Raw genomic sequence first — 18,896 nt, 5'->3', positions numbered from 1 at the left:
GAAGACGCGATGAATTGCGTCTCTACAAATGATCTATTTGTCACATTCTTTTTTCAAATTGGTATTACTACTGTAGATGCAACCTCTAGCTTGAAAAGACTTGGTGTCTCTGTATCTTTGTGAACCAGCGCTGTAGGCGGGTTTCCCGCAGTAGGCGACTGGTGTTAGCGTAGCGTAAAGCCTTCTCTACGAGACCGAAGGCGAACGCTTAGAGCGACGTTAGGAGCGTCACCCGAAGGGTGGTTTAAGATTTTTTACCACCAAGACACAAAGATAAAACTCGATACTAAACAGAGTTACTTGCTAACTTTCAGCTTTGAAAAAGATTTCATTCGTCCCTAAAAAGCGTTTAACAAAGCCACGAGGTAGGCTCTGAGTTTGAGAAGGATATGAGGCGATCGCTTGTTTTTTCTTCTCTTGCACTGACGTAATCGAAAAATGGTAAGCTGCTGCCATATCCTGTAACTTTAGCAAAATAAATAGTGGCGCTCTCCAGAATAACCAGATAGGATACTGTAACAATTCAACTGTGATTTCTGCTTGAGCAATGGCTTCTTTTACTAATTGATAGGTAGCCTCGTGGTCTTTGTGGCAATCTTTGCGATGAGGTACATAAACTTCTCCTGGTTGATAATACTTTAGAAGTTCAACTACCTGCTCAATTGTTTGTTCCCGTTCCTCGTTCTCTAAATCTTGCAAAGTTCCATCTGGCTTTTCTAAAAAGTGAATTTTTGAAGAATCTACTCCCAAAATTTGTAATGCTGTGACTGCTTCTTGTTTGCGAATTTGGGTAATTTTCTCTTGAAAATGCAGTTCTGAACTACCCGAACCCCGTCCATCTGTCAGAAAAGCCACTATTACTTGTATATCTTGTTCACGTTTGGTTGCAATCATCCCACCGCAGCCAAACGTTTCATCATCTTGGTGTGGAGAAAACACTATAACTGATTTATTATTTAATGCTAATGGTTTACTTATCCAACGCAAAATCCACCAAAATACTAAGCTGGAGTGGATATATTGGATTTGATACAGCCACATATTTGGTACTAGCTTTTGTAATAATTTCAGATTGTGTTTAATATTCATGATTACAATTATTCTAAGAAAATATATCAGTATTTAAGATTAATTAAGTTAATTTAAAAACAATAATTCAGGAGTCATCTACCAGAATATACTTGAGTATTGACTTTTAAAATTTGACTTATTCAAGATATATATATACTTATAATTTAACCTTGGCATTTTATTATGAATATAACCTGTATTTATCATCATAGTTTAGTTATGAAAACCAACTACATTAAGTATTTGTTTTTTTTGTAAATTTATTATGAGTATATGAATTAGCAGAATGAGTTGGCAAAAAAATAAATTTATAAAGCAATTAGGCTTTTTGAAAAAGCAATAGCTGTAATTGCTTGCGGAAAATACTTAAATGAGAACGCAATAGCTGTAATTGCTTGCGGAAAACACCAAAATGAATACGCGATATACTGAAATGAGAAAGCATTCAGGCATTTTGATAAAGCAAACAGGCTTTTTGCTTGCGGAATCTACTGAAATGAGAAAGTATTTAAGCAAAATGATAAAGCATTTAAGCTTTTTGAGAAAGTAAACAGGCTTTTTGAGTAAGTAATATTTGTAATTGCTTACTCAATATGAAAAAATGAAGAAGTTAATTTATAAAATGAAAAAGCAATCTGTCATTTCGTAAGTAATATAATATATTTATCTTTAATCATATAGAGTATTTACGCAACTCATACAGTGCGATCGCCGTGTGACACCACATCCTAGACAACTTGAAGCTTGTGTTTGAGCTTTCGTTTTACCCCACACTAACCCTCCTTTTCACAAGGGGAGGGAACTAAATTTCCTGTTTCCCCCCTTGATAAGGGGAGCCACTGCGTTGCGGAGGTTCTCTCCGTTGTAGCAAGTGGCGTGGGATTAAGGGGGGATAATCTCACTTGTGTGTACACCGCAGCTTTTAAAGCGCCGAAAATCATTGATAGTGCGTTGCTGTTACTTTTAAATCCTGATAGGTTTAATGGGCGCTGTCTTCGCTAAAGCGCCGACTAGTGTTGATATTACCCTTGCAAACGATAGATAATCACCTTTCCTTTCCAGTCTTCTTCCACAAATACCAAGTACTCGCCATTTGAACGCCGAAAAGCGCGGATACCATAAGGTATATCAATCCACCCGCTTTCGCCTCCAACTTCTGGGCCTGGTTTTAACTGTTGTACTTGTGTTCCTGTTGCTGAATTGTAAACGTAGACTTCTGCGGTTTTCACTGTGACGGCAAACACATAATCTCTTGCCACACTCATAGCAGCAGTAGAAACTTCGCGTTTCCCTGTAGTATCGTATGGAATTACAGTGCGCCAGCGGGGAGTACGATTTCCTTTACGCCAATTGTCAAACCTTGCAATCTCAGAACCAACAACTCCGTTATCATCGCCATTGGCAGGATGATCTACCGTGAAACCTGACAAATACATAGTATCTGTTTCCGGAAAATATTCAATCCGTCGCAAATCGGTAAATATATTCGGAGTAGTTTGCTTTTGCATCGAACTATAGCTATAGATGGGGTTACCCTTAGCATCTATTCCCTGTAAAGGATAGTGCCGAATACCGCTACCATCTTGAGTTCGCAAGGCTTTCCAAACATCTCCTTTGCTATCTACCCACCAGCCGCCGATGTAAGGATAATCTTTGCTGTTATCATACTCATTCTTTTCAAATTTGCCATTGCCGTTGCTATCTCGCCAAATCCATTCTCCTTGTGCTGGTTGCTGGGGTGGCCAATTTCCGGGAATTGATTTTTTATCGCCGTTGGTTCCGACAAACATTCCGGCTGGTATAGCAATTTTGCCATCTGTAGCTGGATTGAAACGATATATTTGCAGAAAGCTGCCATACATATCTGTGAGGAACAAAAACGGTTTACCTTGGATGCGACGTACAAAGGTTCCATCTGGCGATGTGTGCAAACGTGCGTCTTGAGGATATTTGAAAGCGTTTAAAGTGTAGCCTTGATAAGTCCATTGCTTACCAGCAGGCTGATTGTAGTTCATGACATAATGTTCATGCTTGGTAAATATGTCTGCACCATCAGTCTTAGGATCAGCGTCAGCATTATCAACAAATATCAATCCCAGTAATCGCCACAACTGTTTTCCCGATGGCGAAAACTTCCGTAAGTCTGTTCCTGATTTGTTGAAACCATTACTATTTACATAGATATTACCTGCGGCATCTGTACCGATTCCGGTAAGTCCGTAAAGTTTCAAATCTTTGACTTCACCGGGAATACCTGCATAAATACCGCCCTTACAGCCAAAACTACCTACTTGTACAGGCTTGTCTTTGATATCATAAGTCAACATTTGCTGACGGGGGCCATTTTCTGCTATTAAAAGTCTGCCTTGATTATCAATTGCGATCGCAGTTGGTTCTACAATATCTGCAATCTGTTGGGGTAATTGCTTTCCAGTTTGAGAATAACGCAGAATCTTGGCAGGATTATTCCCACTTTTCTTTTGAATAATCCACAGATTACCTTGTCTATCAACAGTTATAGCTCTTGGATTAGCAACGTTAAAGCTGCGTAGTTCTTTCATCGTATCAGTATTGTAGACACGAATGCGATCGCTAGCAAAATCACTCACATACAACTCGCTTTCCGCAGTTGCTAATCCAGTAACTTCACTTTTATTGCTGACAATCAACATACTTTTATCCCAGCCACGCCCACCAGAAAACGGTGCAGGTTTTCCAGACAAGTCATAGCGTCTAACGTTGTACCAAGTTGTTCCTTCAGCGGGATAATCTTCCTTGGTCTTGCCGAGCGACCCCTGAATCATGGCAATATAAATATACTTACTATTTACTGTCACGGCTTTGCCACCACTACGCCCCCAACCGTGAGTATCTTCAATAGCAGCAATCACATTGCCATCTTGATATATTTCTGCCTCTGTTCCTGCTTCATCCCAATTGCTGTTAGTATAGACTTTGCCATCAGCAGCAACATACATCCCCTCTATATTGTTTTGTACCCGCAGTTTTTCACTGCCAAAAGTATTACCTATCCATGATGTTTTATATGTAGGTGCAGGCGTTCCAGTTGTAGCCCAGTCTGTTGTAATTCCAATGGTAGTAACAGTTACTCCAACAATCAGACTGAGTAAAAAATTGAAAATCTTACCTTTTCGCCAACGCCTAATTTGAAATAGTTTATTGATACGCTGGTTGAATTTTGGATATAAGTTTGCTAACTGGGTTAGTAATTTCTTTTTCATAAAATTCTGAAACTATTATTTTTTAACCATTATTTTTCATTAATTACTCTAAGCTCTAGCTTTCATCACCATTTGTACATCTAAAAACAGTTAATTAACCAAACAAATATTACAAATAGATTGTGTAAAATTCTGTCAGAGCTTTTTAAATAGCCTTGATTGAATACTTAATAATTTAAGTATGCCGTGGCAAGCTAATATCAATGGTTCACGCTCAAAGCCCTGATACTTTAGTTGCTAAATTCTAAGATATTGACTATCTTACTCAGTTGTATCTGTTTACGCCACTTACTTAAAAGTATCTACTTCAGAGAAAAGCAATTTTGCTAAACTTAATTACTAATTGTCCAAATATTAGTACATATACATAAATAACAGATAATTAGTTTGAGAGTTTTACTTTTGCTTAAACTTTATGAAAACCACATTCTTTTTTTAAATTTATGTAAATAGCATATATTTTTAAAGATAAAATTCAGGTATTAATAATTACTTTTTATAACTTTTAAAAGTATTTTTTTTACATGATTAATCTATATATTATGATAATTTTTTCCTCGCAAGCTGATTATTAGTGGATAAAAACCTAGTAGCCAAGCCAGTGTTATGAGATTTATCATTATTAAACAAGTATGAGTCTCTGTTAAAGCTGGTGTTATATAGTTAACAATAAATTAAAATCAAACACCTTCTTGACAGTGAATATATAAATAGTTTATAACTTAATGTCCTGTCTGAAATCTACTTTTTAAATATCAATGTCTAAAATAATACATTAATAAAATTGTTAGCAATATTTTGATATTTTTAAGTCAAATATACATATAGTATGACTTAAAAAGTACGGATAATGTATAGGATGACTGAATATGAATACTAGCAACATCAATTTACTACTAACTTCAAAAAATCATTGAGCTTAGTGTGTAAGTGAATAGATGCACGCTCAGTATAGGAGTCACATCTGTGAAAGATAACAGAGAAGTTTTTGGTTCAGCACCTGCATCTATCCTTACCCTTGGATTAGGCTGGTTTCCTAAAACACCTGGGGGGCTGGAAAGGTATATTTATGAACTAACTCATAAATTAGCAGCAAATCAAGACGAAATAGAATTTTGTGGAGTTGGTTTACCAGAAGCTGAACTAAATTTGCCCATTAAGTTGACTAACTTAGCCTCTCCAGATAGTGCTATTTGGCAACGACTATATTCAATTCGCCAGAATTTTAAGAAAACAAGAATAAAGAAGCCAGATGCAATTAATTTGCATTTTGCGTTATATAGCTTTCCAATTTTGGATCTTTTACCCAAGAATGTGCCAATTACCTTTAACTTTCATGGGCCTTGGGCTTGTGAGAGTCAGCAAGAAGTAGTTAATAAAAAACTAAGTATTTTTATCAAACATTGGTTGATAGAACAAAGCACTTATAACCGTAGCGATCGCTTTATCGTTTTAAGCAAAGCATTTGGCAATATTTTACATCAACAATATCAAATACCGTGGAGCAAAATTAATATTATTCCTGGTGGAGTTGATATTAACCGATTTCAAGCTAACTTATCACGCCAAGAGGCTCGTACACAGCTAGGCTGGCCGAATAATCGCCGTATTTTATTTACATCCCGGCGTTTAGTTCATCGAACGGGAGTAGACAAATTGTTGCAGGCGCTAGCCACAATTAAGCCGATAATTCCTGATATTTGGCTAGCGATCGCTGGTCGTGGACACATCCAAGCTACACTACAACAGCAGGCTACAGAATTAGGGTTAGATGAAAACGTTAAATTTTTAGGTTTTATTCCTGATGAGCAATTACCTATAGCTTATCAAGCAGCGGACTTAACTGTCATGCCCAGCCAATCTTTTGAAGGTTTCGGATTAGCAATCATCGAATCTCTCGCTTGTGGTACTCCTGTTGTATGTACGCCTGTGGGGGGAATGCCAGAGATTTTAAAAGGATTTTCACCAGATTTAATTACCACTTCTACCGAAGCCGCAGATATAGCCGAAAAGTTAGAACAAGTGCTGCTGCAAAATTTACCTATCCCTTCACGAGCCGCCTGTAGAGAGCATAGTTGCACACATTATGACTGGGAAAAAATTGCCCAGAAAGTACGAAAGATTTTATTAGCTTAAAAAGTGCAATGTAACGAAGAATGAGGTATTAGAGATTTTATGCGAATTCTTTTTTTAGACCAAAGTGGGAAACCAGGTGGTGCAGAATTATGTTTAATGGATATTGCTAAACCTTATAGCGATCGCTCTCTTATTGGACTATTTGCAGATGGTTCTTTTAAAGATTTATTACAGCAAAATCATCTTCCTGTAGAAGTTCTCACTACTCAAAAAATTAAAGTTAGTAAAGAAAGTAATTTTAGCCAAGGATTTAAAAGTTTAAGACAACTTCTACCGTTGATTACTAAGGTTATAAAAAGAGCTAGAAAATATGATTTAATTTATGCTAATACTCAAAAAGCATTAGTTGTAGGATCAATAGCAAGTTTTTTCGCCCGTCGTCCGCTGGTCTATCATTTGCATGATATTTTATCAAAAGAACATTTTAGTCAAACTAACCTTCGTATTGCTATTAACCTCGCTAATCGTTTTGCCTCATTAGTAATTGCTAATTCCCAAGCCAGTCAAATAGCCTTTATAAAAGCAGGAGGAAACCCAGACATTATCGAAATTGTTTATAATGGCTTTGAACCAAAACTTTATCAGAAAAGCGAATCTGATATCAAACAATTAAAACAGCAGTTAGAATTAGAAGGGAAATTTGTAGTCGGACACTTTAGCCGTTTAGCACCTTGGAAAGGACAGCATATATTAATCGCGGCACTTGCTCAATGTCCGCCAGATGTGACAGCTATTTTAGTTGGTGATGCCTTATTTGGTGAACAAGATTATGTCAAAAAATTACACCAACAAGTTGCCGAACTGGGGTTAGAAAACCGGGTGAAATTTTTAGGCTTTCGTTCAAATATTCCTCAGCTAATGGCAGCTTGTGATTTAATCGCACATACTTCCACTGCTCCAGAACCATTTGGTAGAGTGATTGTTGAAGCTATGTTATGCCGAAAGCCTGTGGTAGCAGCAAAAGCCGGGGGTGCAATGGAATTAGTAGAACATGGAATGAATGGTTTTCTAGTAACACCAGGAGAACCCCAAGAACTTGCACAAGTGATTACTACCTGTCTTCAAGAGCCAGAAATAACTGCAACTATGGCGAGTAATGCTAGGAATACTGCAAGTCAGCGTTTTGATATGACAACTATTAATCAGCAAATTAACCTACTTTTGTCTGAGAAGGTTAATATTTAAAGTGTCATGCAGAGTTTCAGAGAACACAGAGAATTATATTGTTAATCTCTGCGCTCTCTGCGTCTCTGCGTGATAATCACATTTCCAATCAGTAACGCCGACTACAAACCAACTAATTCGCGAGATTCAAAATCAGTAAGTTGCTGAGCGATCGCCAATCTCGCCTCTAACTTTGCTACACTAAACTGGTTACGCAGATATTCCACATGGGCGATGGCATTTGCTTTTTCAGCAGTTAACCGGATTTGGGTATCCATTGCCTTTTGATATTCTTGATTCACAAGCAGCACTTCAAAGCGACGCGCCTTGCGTTGAGCATCATTTTTCAAATCTACATCAAAAGCAGCGGCGCGGTCTGCATTGCCTTCAAATCGGTTAATCTGGTACTGCACTGCCATCAACTGAGAGTCTATTTCATTAGTTCGTTGAGCAGCTTGAGCGATCGCAGCTGGATAATGACTCAGTTGCATCATTAAATAATTGTCCTTTAAGAAACTTGCCAAGTAAAGCAGAAAAAGCAGCTTGTTCCAAAACTTTAACTTCGCTATATATACTATTATAGTAAATATGTACTAAATATGCGAGAAAAAGTGCTGTTTGAGGGAGAAATAAGCGATAGAGGTTTTTAGTAGCTTTACTAAATCGCATCAAAAATGAAGTTAAAATAAACTCTCACTAAATTTTTAACTAAGAGTTCGCATTTCTATACAAACAGTGTAAATTAACATTTATTCCCTAAGTAAAATTTCTCTATTGCTGATACAGTGAAACCGTACGTTCCCTAGACTTTGCCTATAAGACTTTATAGTTTTGGTTGAGTAGTAGTAAAACTCAATCTAATTTTATACTGCACGGCTTAACTAGTATCGAGATTAATTGAGAAAACACTTGATGAGTGGTCTTTTCTCACAAGTTCATGGTTTCTGATATTTGACAAAACTCACTCTAGAGTACTGATACCAAATCTGTTTTTAGTTTCTTTACACTCTAGTCTGCCTCAGCAGGCTTAATGTGTGTTCTAGATGAACAGCGAGTTCCATTCGCCAGAGAAAAAAGAGTTGATGAAAACAGATTTCGTATAAGTAGTCCAGAGAAAAATACAGATAATTAAACCGCTTAAGGCAGATGCTTGTTGCAGACTACCCTACAGAAAAATCGGAGTTACATAATTCATGGCTATATTTAGCGTTACTAACACCAACGATATCGGTAAAGGTTCACTAAGGCAGGCAATAAGGGAAGCCAATGCTCTAATAGGAAAAGATACTATCAATTTTGATGGAGTATTTACTGACTCCATTGCTGATACTATCACTCTTGGTGGTAGTAGCCTGAAAATTACAGATGATCTGAGTATTGAAGGCAGAGGTGCAAATTTATTAACTGTTAGTGGTAATAATGCTTCTCGTGTCTTTGATATTGGCAGTGGTATTACTGTAGAAATTGATGGGCTGACTATTGCCAAGGGCTATGTGCCGGATGTTATTGAGTACAACGATGAAGAAGAATACAACGGTGGTGGCATCCGTAATTATGGTAGGTTGACCATAAACAATAGCACCATCAGTGAGAACCAGGCAAAGCAAGGGGGTAGCATCTGCAACTATGGTACATTGACTGTAAATAAAAGCACTATCAGCTACAACACCGCAAATTACAGAGGTGGAGGTATCCTCAACACTGATACTCTTACGGTAAACAACAGCACAATTAGCTCCAACAGGTCAGATAGTGGCGGCGGTATCTATAATACTATCTCTGGCAGCATAACATTAAGTAACAGTACCATCAGTTACAACGAAGCATATTACGGTAGTGCAAACGACAGGACTACGCTCCATAACTCTGGCACTCTAACGGTGAACAACAGCACCTTCAGTGGCAATTACAGTGCTGACGCTGGCAACTACGGTACTACGCTCCATAACTCTGGTACCCTAACGGTGAACAACAGCACCTTCAGTGGCAATTCCGGTACTGCAATCCATAACTTCGATATTGCTACAGTGAACAATAGCATCATCGCTGGCAACTTATACTTTACGTACGACAGTAATACTGACGGTTTAATTATTACTAATACTGATGTCAAAGGTAACTTTCTCAGCAATGGCCATAACCTAATTGGTAACTTCAATGGCAGTACAGGTTTTAATGCCAGTGAACAGCTAAACGTTGACATCTCAGAAGTGCTAGATACTAACTTCCAAAATAACGGCGGTTCAGTCAACACCTATGCCCTTGTCTTAGGTAGCCCAGCCATTAACGGTGGTAATAACATAGATGTGCCTATTGATACTACAGACCTTGATAGCGACGGCAATACAACCGAACAGATACCATTTGACGGGCGGGGTTCTGGTTTCAATCGCATCTCTGCTGGCAAAGTAGATATCGGTGCCATTGAAGCATCGTTCTCTATATTTACTGTAACTAACATTAATGATAGCGGCAGTGGTTCTCTGCGACAGGCAATTTTGGATGCCAACGCCCAAGCTGGACAAGATATTATCAACTTTGGCGGGACGGTGTTCGCTGATAATATTGCCGATACAATCACCCTTGATAGTGATTTGCTCATCACAGATGATCTGAGCATTGATGGCACAGGTGCAGATTTATTAACTCTCAGCGGAAACAATGCTTCTCGTGTGTTTAAGATTACCAGCGGCGTTAATGCTGTAATCGAAGGGCTAACTATTGCCAACGGTTACAATTCCGATGTCGGTGGTGGTATTTACAACTCTGGCAACTTAAAGGTAAGAAACAGCACTATCAGCAATAACAACTCAGACAGCGACGGTGGCGGTATTTTCAACGATGGCAGCTTAAAGGTAAGAAACAGCACTATCAGCAATAACAACTCAGACAGCAATGGCGGCGGCATTTATGATGGAGAGGTCATCAACAGCACCATTACTGGTAACTCTGCACAGGGAGATGGCGGCGGCGTCTACAGCGGAAGGGTCATCAACAGCACCATCACTGGTAACTCTGCACGGAGAGACGGCGGCGGCATTTATGATGGAGAGGTCATCAACAGCACCATCACTGGTAACTCTGCACAGGGAGACGGCGGCGGCATCGCCAATGTCAATTCTGTAATTAGCAGCACAATCAGCAGCAACTCAGCAGTGTACGGTGGCGGCATTGCCAATGCCAATTCTATAATCAACAGCACCATCAATGGTAACTCTGCACAGGGAGATGGCGGCGGCATCTACCAAAATACCTACGGTGTTTACCGTTTGATGTTAAACAATAGTACCCTCAGTGGTAACTCAGCACAATCCGCAGGTGGTGGTCTCTACTTTAAAGGTGGCAAGTATTTAGAGTTGGAGGTGAACAACAGCACCATCACTGGTAACTCTGCACAAGATGGTGGTGGCATCTACTATGAACCATATTTCAGCGATGCCAAAGTAAACAACAGCATAATTGCTGGCAACTTTGATATTAGCAATAACGATCCCACTAACCCTACCTACTCTGATGTCGCAGGCAACTCATTCTCTAGTAACGGCTTTAACCTCATCGGTGTTTTCACTCAAAGTAGTGGCTTTAAGGCTAGCGAACAGTTACGTGTTCCCATCACAACAGTACTAGATATTACCTTACAAAATAATGGTGGTTCAGTCAAAACCCACGCTCTTGTTTATGGCAGCCCAGCAATTAACAGCGGTAACAACGCAGATTTACCTTATGATTATCCAGGAGACCTAGATGGCGATTTCAACGATCTTGATGAACAAATACCCTTTGACGGGCGCGGTGTAGGGTTTGACCGCATCTCTGGTGGTCAAGTCGATATTGGTGCTTTTGAAGCAGTAGAAAATGTGATTAATGGTACCCCCACTCGCAACATTATTAACGGTACTGCTGCCAATGACATCATCACAGGCTACCAGGGGAGAGATGTTCTTTCTGGTGGTGCAGGTGCAGATGCCTTTGTGTATACAAATATCTGGGATTTAGGAGATACCATCAGTGATTTTGAAGTTGCTAGAGACAAAATTGCACTCAAGCAATTATTTGAGAGTTTAAATTTAGGTAACTTAAACTTTGCTTCTGCAATTTCCGGTGGTTACTTGGGCTTTAAAACTCAAGGCAGCGATACCATAGTCTTGATTGACCCAGATGGTTCATCCGGTCAAAGCCGGGAAATCAAGTTTCTTACCGTTAATGGCTTATCTGCCACAGCGTTGAACAACGCCGCTAATTTTGTCTTTGCACCACCAACACCATCAACATCGATATTTACTGTTAGCAACACTAACGACAATGGTAGCGGTTCTTTACGGCAAGCAATTCTAGATGCCAATGCTTCTTGGGGAAAAGACATCATCAAATTTGATGGAGTTTTTACTGATAATATCGCTGACACCATCACTCTTACTAGTGGTAGTCTCTTCATTTCTGAAGACCTCAGCATTGATGGCACTGGTACGAACTTGCTAACTATTAGTGGTAACAACACTGACCGCGTTTTTGAGATTAACTACGATACCACTGTGGATATTGAAGGGTTGACTATTGCCGGTGTTAATGTATCTTCTTCTGATTTTGACGAAGGAAACGTTTCTGGCGGCGGCATCATCAACTTTGGCACACTAACAGTGAGCAACAGCACCATTAGAGACAACTCAGCAAATTACGGTGGTGGGGTCTACAACAATGGTACTCTGACGCTCAACAGCAGTACCATCAATAGCAACTCAGCATATCAAGGAGGTGGCATTTACAACTCTGGTATCCTGACAGTGAATAACAGCACTATCAGCGCTAACTCCGCAGGGCAAGGAAGTGGCATCTTTAACGCAAACACCTTGACGGTGACCAACAGCAGCATTACCTTCAATACTGGTTACACCAACTTCGAGGATGAATTCGTTGCTGGTATCTACAATATTAGCTATGCTGTCACGGTAAAAAACAGCATCATTGCAGGCAACTCTTACGCTCTCTTTGAGAATCCAACTAAGACTTTTAACTTTGATGTAGCAGGTAGATTTATCAGCAACGGCTATAACCTGATTGGCAACATCAGTGGTAGTTCAGGATTTAATTCTAGTGAACAACTAGGCGTTCCCATTTCAGAGGTATTAGATACTACTTTACAAGATAACGGTGGTAAAGTGAAAACCCATGCCCTTCTCGTTGGTAGCCCAGCTATTAACGCTGGTAATAACGCAGATGTACCTCAAGATACCTCAGATTTAGATAGTGACGGTAACACAACTGAACCCATACCCTTTGACGCCCGTGGTGTTGGCTACCAGCGCATCTCTGAAGGCACTGTAGATATTGGTGCTTTTGAGCAGCAGTCAATTAATCAAATTGATTAATCCCTATATCTCAGAAACATTTTTGTTTATTGACATCTATAGAGCAGCAAAGCGATCGCCTTTCGACACGCTGCCAGATGTATTATAAGCAACATCTTCATTCAGTGATAACAAGGTAGAGGGAGGAAGTGGTGGTGGCATCTACCACTCTGGCACTTTGAGTGTGAACAAACCCATCAATTGTATCGTCTCATGCCGTGGGCAAAATTTTACACAGCACCTCAAGTAACTTATTTAAGTGACAATGATACACTCACTTGTGAAACTGAATATTCAAATCACTACAAGGACAAGCCTTGGGTGCAATACCTCTAATAAAAAATAGGAGCAACATATAATGGCTATATTTAACGTCAGTAACACCAACGATATCGGTAAAGGTTCACTAAGGCAGGCAATTCTAGATGCCAATGCTCTAACAGGCAAAGATATCATCAACTTTGATGGCGTGTTCGTTGACAAGATTGCCGATACCATCACTCTTGGTGGTAGTAGCCTCAATATCACAGATGACCTAAGCATTGAAGGCACAGGTGCAAATTTATTAACTGTGAGTGGTAATAATGCTTCTCGTGTCTTTGATATTGGCAGTGGTATTACTGTAGAAATTGATGGGCTGACTATTGCCAATGGCTACACCCCGGATGCTATTAACTACGACTATTACTCTGAAGCAGAATATAACGGTGCTGGCATCCGCAACTATGGTGCATTGACTCTCAACAACAGCACAATCAGTGGCAACAGAGCAGGGCTATACGCTGGTGGCATCTACAACGGCGGTACTATAACGCTGAGCAACAGTACCATCAGTGATAACTCCGCAACATCTGGTGGTGGGATCTTGAATGCTGGCATCTTTACAGTGAACAACACCACTATCAACAGCAACAAAGCCAAGTACGGCGGCGGCATCAGCAACGGCGGTACTATGACGGTGAGCAACAGTACCATTAGTGGCAACTCTGCATCAGGCAGCGGCGAATTATACGACGATGACAACCGCGGTAGCATCAACAACGGTGGCGACCTGACAGTGAGTAACAGTACTATTAGTGGTAACTCAGCAGACGGTATCATTAGTGGCGGTATTGGTTCTGGTAATACTACCTTATTTGTAAATAATAGCACCATCAGTGGCAACTCAGGTTACGGCATCAACAATTTTGGTATCAGAGATGGTTTTGTAGAACTGAACAACAGCACCATCATTGGTAACTCAGGAGACATCTATAACTCTGAACTTTCCAACGGTTTCACAGTCAATAACAGCATCCTTTCCAGTGCATTTGGCAACTTCACCAGCAATGGTTCTAATTTGATTGGCAATTTCGATGGTAATAGAGGATTTAGTTTTAGGGAAAAGCTAAACGGCCCACTCATGGATTTACTAGATACCACATTGCGAGATAACGGTGGCCCAGTTAAAACCCATGCCCTTGTTTATGGCAGCCTAGCTATCAACGCTGGCATAAACGCAGACGTGCCTGTTGATACCACAGACTTAGATAGTGACGGCAATACCACAGAACAAATACCCTTTGACGGGCGCGGGTCAAGTTTTCCTCGCATCTCTGATGGTCAGGTAGATATTGGTGCTTTTGAGGCAGTAGAAAATGTCATTAATGGTACTGCTACTAGTGACACCATTAACGGTACTGCTGCTAATGACATCATCACAGGCTACCGGGGAAGAGATATTCTTTCTGGTGGGTTAGGTGCAAACGCCTTTGTATATACAAGTATCTCGGATCTGGGAGATACGATCAGCGACTTTGAAGCTGGTAGAGACAAAATTGTACTACAGCAATTATTTAAGAGTTTAAATCTGGGCAACCTGAACTATGCTTCTGCAATTTCTGGTGGTTACCTGGGCTTTGAAACTCAAGGAAGCGGTACTGTAGTCTTGATTGACCCAGATGGTTCAGCAGGTCTTGGTCGTAGTGTCAAATTGCTTACCGTCCTCAATGTGTCTGCTACTGCACTCAACAACGCTGCTAATTTTGTCTTCTCACTACCAGCACCACCAACACCATCAACATCTATATTTACCGTCACCAATACCAATAATAGCGGTAGCGGCTCTCTCCGACAGGCAATTGAAGATGCCAATGCTTCTTTTGGAAAAGACATCATTAAATTTGATGGGGTGTTCGCCGATGATATCCCTGATACGATTGGGGGTGGCCTGGTGATTAGAGATGACCTTAGCATTGTTGCCCCAGGTGCGAACTTGCTCACTATTAGCGGGGGGAATATTGAGATTGAAGTTGGTGCATCTGTCGATATTGCTGGGCTGACTATTGCTGATAGCAGATCATTTTCTGATGATTTCTATGCTGGTAGGGGCATCTTTAATTATGGCAGTCTCACACTGATCAACAGTACCATCCGTGACAACTCAGGACAGAATGGTGGTGGTATCTTTAACGATCGCGGCGCTACCCTAACAATCAATAACAGTACCATTAGCGACAATACCTCTGATTTTGAAGGCGGCGGTATTTCTAATTATGGTACCCTGACGGTTAATAACAGCACTATCAGCAACAACAGGGCAGGGGTACTTTACAGCAGCAGTGGTGGTGGCATCGCAAATAGTGGGACTCTGGTAATCAACAACAGCACTATTACTGGCAACACCACTGGCAGCAACGATGAGTATGATGATTTTGGTGCAACTATTGCTGGTATTTATGGCAACAATATTATTGTGAACAACAGTATCATTGCTGGTAACTTTTACATTCCCTATAACAATCCCGCTAACACTATTAACAAAGATGTCGGAGGCAATTTCACCAGCAATGGTCATAACCTGATTGGTAGCCTTAATAATTCTAAAGGTTTCAATGCTAACGAACAACTTAATGTTCCGCTGACAGATGTGTTAGATACTACCTTGCGTGATAATGGTGGTGCAACTAAAACTCATGCACTAGTTAGCGGCAGTCCAGCCATCAACGCCGGACTGAACGCTTCTACCCCACCTGATACCGCAGATTTAGATGGCGACGGCAATACCACTGAACCAGTTCCTTACGACCAGCGTGGTGTTGGCTACCAACGCATTTCTGATGGCACTGTGGACATTGGTGCTGTTGAGGGAGTTGTAAATGTAATTTATGGCACCTCAAATGCAGACATCATCAAAGGGACTGCTGGTAATGACACCATCATAGGCTACCAAGGGCAAGATATAATCACAGGTGGAGCAGGTGCAGACGCTTTTGTCTATACAAATATCCGGGATTTAGGGGATACGATCGCCGATTTTGAAGTTGGCACAGACGAGATTGTGCTGGGGCAACTATTTGCGAGTTTCAAACGGAGTGACCTAAATTATACTTCTGCCGTTTCTGGTGGCTACCTGAGTTTTGAGACTCAGGGCAGCGATACCACAATCTTAATTGACCCAGATAGTTCATCTGGTCAAGGTCGGAAAGTCAAGTTAGTTAAGATCAACAATGTGGCTGCAACGGATTTGAACAAAATTAATACTTTTGCTTTCTAATCTCTCTCGGCAAACTTTTATACTGTACCTCAAGCAACTTCTCTGAGCGGCGACGGCGCACTCACTTCTGGAAATGAAAGCGAGAGTTGTTCGGTTTGAGGTACCGCAGCTTCTTCCAACACTGTTACTTCTATATTCACACTCACCAAATAACTGCCTGTATCTGCACCAACTGCTTCGGCAATTAATTTGGCGATTTCTGGACGTTTGGCCGTCAGCGGGTCGCGTAAAATACAGCGATCCCATTCGTGTTTAGCAGTCGGATTGAGGCTGAGAATGTAATGCTTAATCATAAGGCTAACCCTTGAATCCATCTTCCAGTAGGTTCTCACAGAGCTGTTTTGCACTTCCATATGATGTCCACTCAAATAACCATCAAAAGTGAGCAATGGAAAGCAATGCCAAAGGCGATCGCAACGTTTGACCCACTTTTGACATATTACGCCTGATTTGCTGGACATCAATATCACTGGGCTTTGTAGACGCTATTTATATTATAGTACATTTGTACTAAAAAAGTAATGTCTGATCGGAATTATGAATTACTATATGGATGCGTTATGGCAAGCTGTAACGCATCCAAGGTTTAGGAATTGCAGATTAACTTATTCAGCTTTGCCATTCCCGTGAGAGTTTTGCAACTGAGCATCATTCACCCAAATCGCTTGTTGAGGTACAGGGATGGAAATACCAGCTTGATCAAAGGCGATTTTCAGGCGACGGCGATACTCCCGCGCCACATCCCATTGCTTGAGGGGTTGTGTTTTAATCCAGACACGAATTATTAAACCGCGATCGCCAAAAAGATCAATTCCCAGAACTTGCGGTGTTTCAATAATTTGACGTTGCCAGTGTGGATCAATATCCATCTCTAAAGCTACTTTCTCAATCAACTTTAAAGCCTGATCAACATCAGCTTCATAAGCAACTGGGACAGTTAAATCGGCTCTTGACCAACGGCTAGAAAGATTGGCAACAATTTTAACTTCACTATTCGGAATTGTAATCAAACGTCCTTCTGAATCTCGTAGTTGGGTCATCCGCAGATTTAGATTTTCTACTAAACCGCCGAAATTTCCCACCGCAATCACATCGCCCAGAGCATACTGGTCTTCTAAGATGATCAAGAAACCGTTAATCGCATCTTTAATCAAGTTTTGTGAGGCTAGAGATACCGCAACACCAACTAAACTAGCCCCAGCCAGTAAGGGAACAACATCTATACCTAATGAAACTAAAGCTAGTAAAATGCCAACTCCTATCCAAACAGCGGTAGCAATACTTTTAGTCACACCGGAAAATGTAGAAACTCGTAGTTGTAGACGTTCGGAACTTTCTGGAGTTAGTAAAGCACCGCTGCTAATTAGAGTGGTGGTGAAGCGGTCAATAAGAGCATAGCTCAAACGAATAGCTACATAAGTTCCTAATGCTACAACAGCCAATCTTATAGGAAATTGCACGGCGGTGAGGATTGATACCTGAAAGGGTCGCGTGTAGGGAAATAGACCCAAGATAAAGAAACTTCCTCCTCCCCAAATTCCTGTTTGAGTGAGTTGAAACAAGCGTTTCTTGACTTCTTGTAAATGCTGCTGTTGCCGTTGATTCAGTTGTGTTGTAATAGGTCTAGTTGCTGGTGAAGTTGAGGGGATGGAGTGTACTGAATAGCTTCTGGAACGGCGCTGCCAGCCAAATACACCCAAACTTATCACAATCATTGCCACTCCACTACCTACGGCAATCTTAGCTTGGTGGACTATAAACTGAGGTTGTCGCTCTTGCTTTGCTCGTTGCAGGTCTTCTTCTAAAGCATCTTTGATTTGAGCTGCCGCTGTGAACGCATCTACCTGTCGTAGTGCAGCATCATCAGAATTGACGGTCATCAAGTATTGGTCATTGATATAAATTACTGGTAGTCCATTTAGTTTACCAACCTGCACATTTGGTATTTTTGCAGGTGACTGAAAGTAATTTTGGCTAATTGTCTGCAACTTATGTTGGACATCATCTAAACGCTCTGGAAAATTTGTTCTAGATGCCGCTATTTGAAACAACCGACGACCATCCAAATAAACCCAGCCCGAAACAGTTCTGTCATCTGCATCATTACTGACTTTACTAGGAGCTTGCAGTTCCGGTAAAAAGGGAATCTGAGCTTTAGCTGTTGGTATAGATGCAACGCTCATAACCATTGAACCTGCGATCGCAATGATTACACCTCTAGCCAAACTCTGTTTGGGTTGCACCCGCCTGAAAGGCTTGTGGGATGATAGATTATAAGTCTCTAAGCGTAAGACAGACTTAGTAATGGTTCCTATGTCACTAAAGCCTTGTGCATCTAAAAATCTCCGTTCCTTCTTTAAAAGGACAGGCGTAACTTTGTTTTTGGGAAGGTTGGGTAACAAA

9 protein-coding genes are annotated in these 18,896 nt (G+C 40.6%); 4 read left to right on the top strand and 5 right to left on the bottom strand.

Features of this window, described 5'->3' with window-relative positions:
• Positions 1–303: 303 nt before the first annotated feature.
• Both WKK05_RS25480 and WKK05_RS25475 read right to left on the bottom strand, forming a co-directional pair.
• Positions 304–1,089 (bottom strand): PIG-L deacetylase family protein, encoded by a 786-nt coding sequence (locus WKK05_RS25480; RefSeq protein WP_341525834.1) that lies wholly within the window; start codon positions 1,087–1,089, stop codon positions 304–306.
• Positions 1,090–2,093: 1,004 nt separating this feature from the next.
• Entirely contained in the window at positions 2,094–4,313 is a 2,220-nt protein-coding gene (locus WKK05_RS25475) for a hypothetical protein (protein ID WP_341525833.1), read from the bottom strand.
• Between the two features lie 966 nt (positions 4,314–5,279).
• Here WKK05_RS25475 and WKK05_RS25470 point away from each other — a divergent pair.
• Together WKK05_RS25470 and WKK05_RS25465 are read left to right on the top strand one after the other, a co-directional pair.
• Positions 5,280–6,449 carry a glycosyltransferase family 4 protein gene (locus tag WKK05_RS25470; protein WP_341525832.1) on the top strand — a complete coding sequence of 390 codons (1,170 nt, stop codon included), beginning with the start codon at positions 5,280–5,282 and terminating at the stop codon, positions 6,447–6,449.
• A gap of 39 nt (positions 6,450–6,488) precedes the next feature.
• A complete protein-coding gene (locus tag WKK05_RS25465; RefSeq protein WP_341525831.1) occupies positions 6,489–7,634 on the top strand; it encodes a glycosyltransferase family 4 protein in 1,146 nt (381 codons plus the stop codon).
• A gap of 101 nt (positions 7,635–7,735) precedes the next feature.
• On the opposite strand, the gene WKK05_RS25460 is transcribed toward WKK05_RS25465, so the two are convergent.
• Entirely contained in the window at positions 7,736–8,107 is a 372-nt protein-coding gene (locus tag WKK05_RS25460; RefSeq protein WP_341525830.1) for a hypothetical protein, read from the bottom strand.
• Positions 8,108–8,806: 699 nt separating this feature from the next.
• Between WKK05_RS25460 and WKK05_RS25455 the strand changes: the two genes are divergently transcribed.
• Both WKK05_RS25455 and WKK05_RS25450 read left to right on the top strand, forming a co-directional pair.
• The gene (locus WKK05_RS25455) at positions 8,807–12,979 is read left to right on the top strand and encodes a choice-of-anchor Q domain-containing protein (RefSeq protein ID WP_341525829.1); all 4,173 of its coding nucleotides are present in this window, start codon (positions 8,807–8,809) and stop codon (positions 12,977–12,979) included.
• Positions 12,980–13,316: 337 nt separating this feature from the next.
• The gene (locus WKK05_RS25450) at positions 13,317–16,493 is read left to right on the top strand and encodes a choice-of-anchor Q domain-containing protein (RefSeq protein ID WP_341525828.1); all 3,177 of its coding nucleotides are present in this window, start codon (positions 13,317–13,319) and stop codon (positions 16,491–16,493) included.
• Between the two features lie 29 nt (positions 16,494–16,522).
• On the opposite strand, the gene WKK05_RS25445 is transcribed toward WKK05_RS25450, so the two are convergent.
• Positions 16,523–16,786: a hypothetical protein gene (locus WKK05_RS25445; RefSeq protein WP_341531190.1), complete on the bottom strand. Its 264-nt coding sequence runs from the start codon at positions 16,784–16,786 to the stop codon at positions 16,523–16,525.
• Positions 16,787–17,098: 312 nt separating this feature from the next.
• A complete protein-coding gene (locus tag WKK05_RS25440; protein WP_341531189.1) occupies positions 17,099–18,682 on the bottom strand; it encodes a mechanosensitive ion channel family protein in 1,584 nt (527 codons plus the stop codon).
• Between the last annotated feature and the right edge of the window lie 214 nt (positions 18,683–18,896).

The sequence above is a fragment of the Nostoc sp. UHCC 0302 genome, from assembly GCF_038096175.1.
Classification (GTDB): Bacteria; Cyanobacteriota; Cyanobacteriia; order Cyanobacteriales; family Nostocaceae; genus UHCC-0302.
This window is presented reverse-complemented; position numbering and strand designations above follow the sequence as displayed.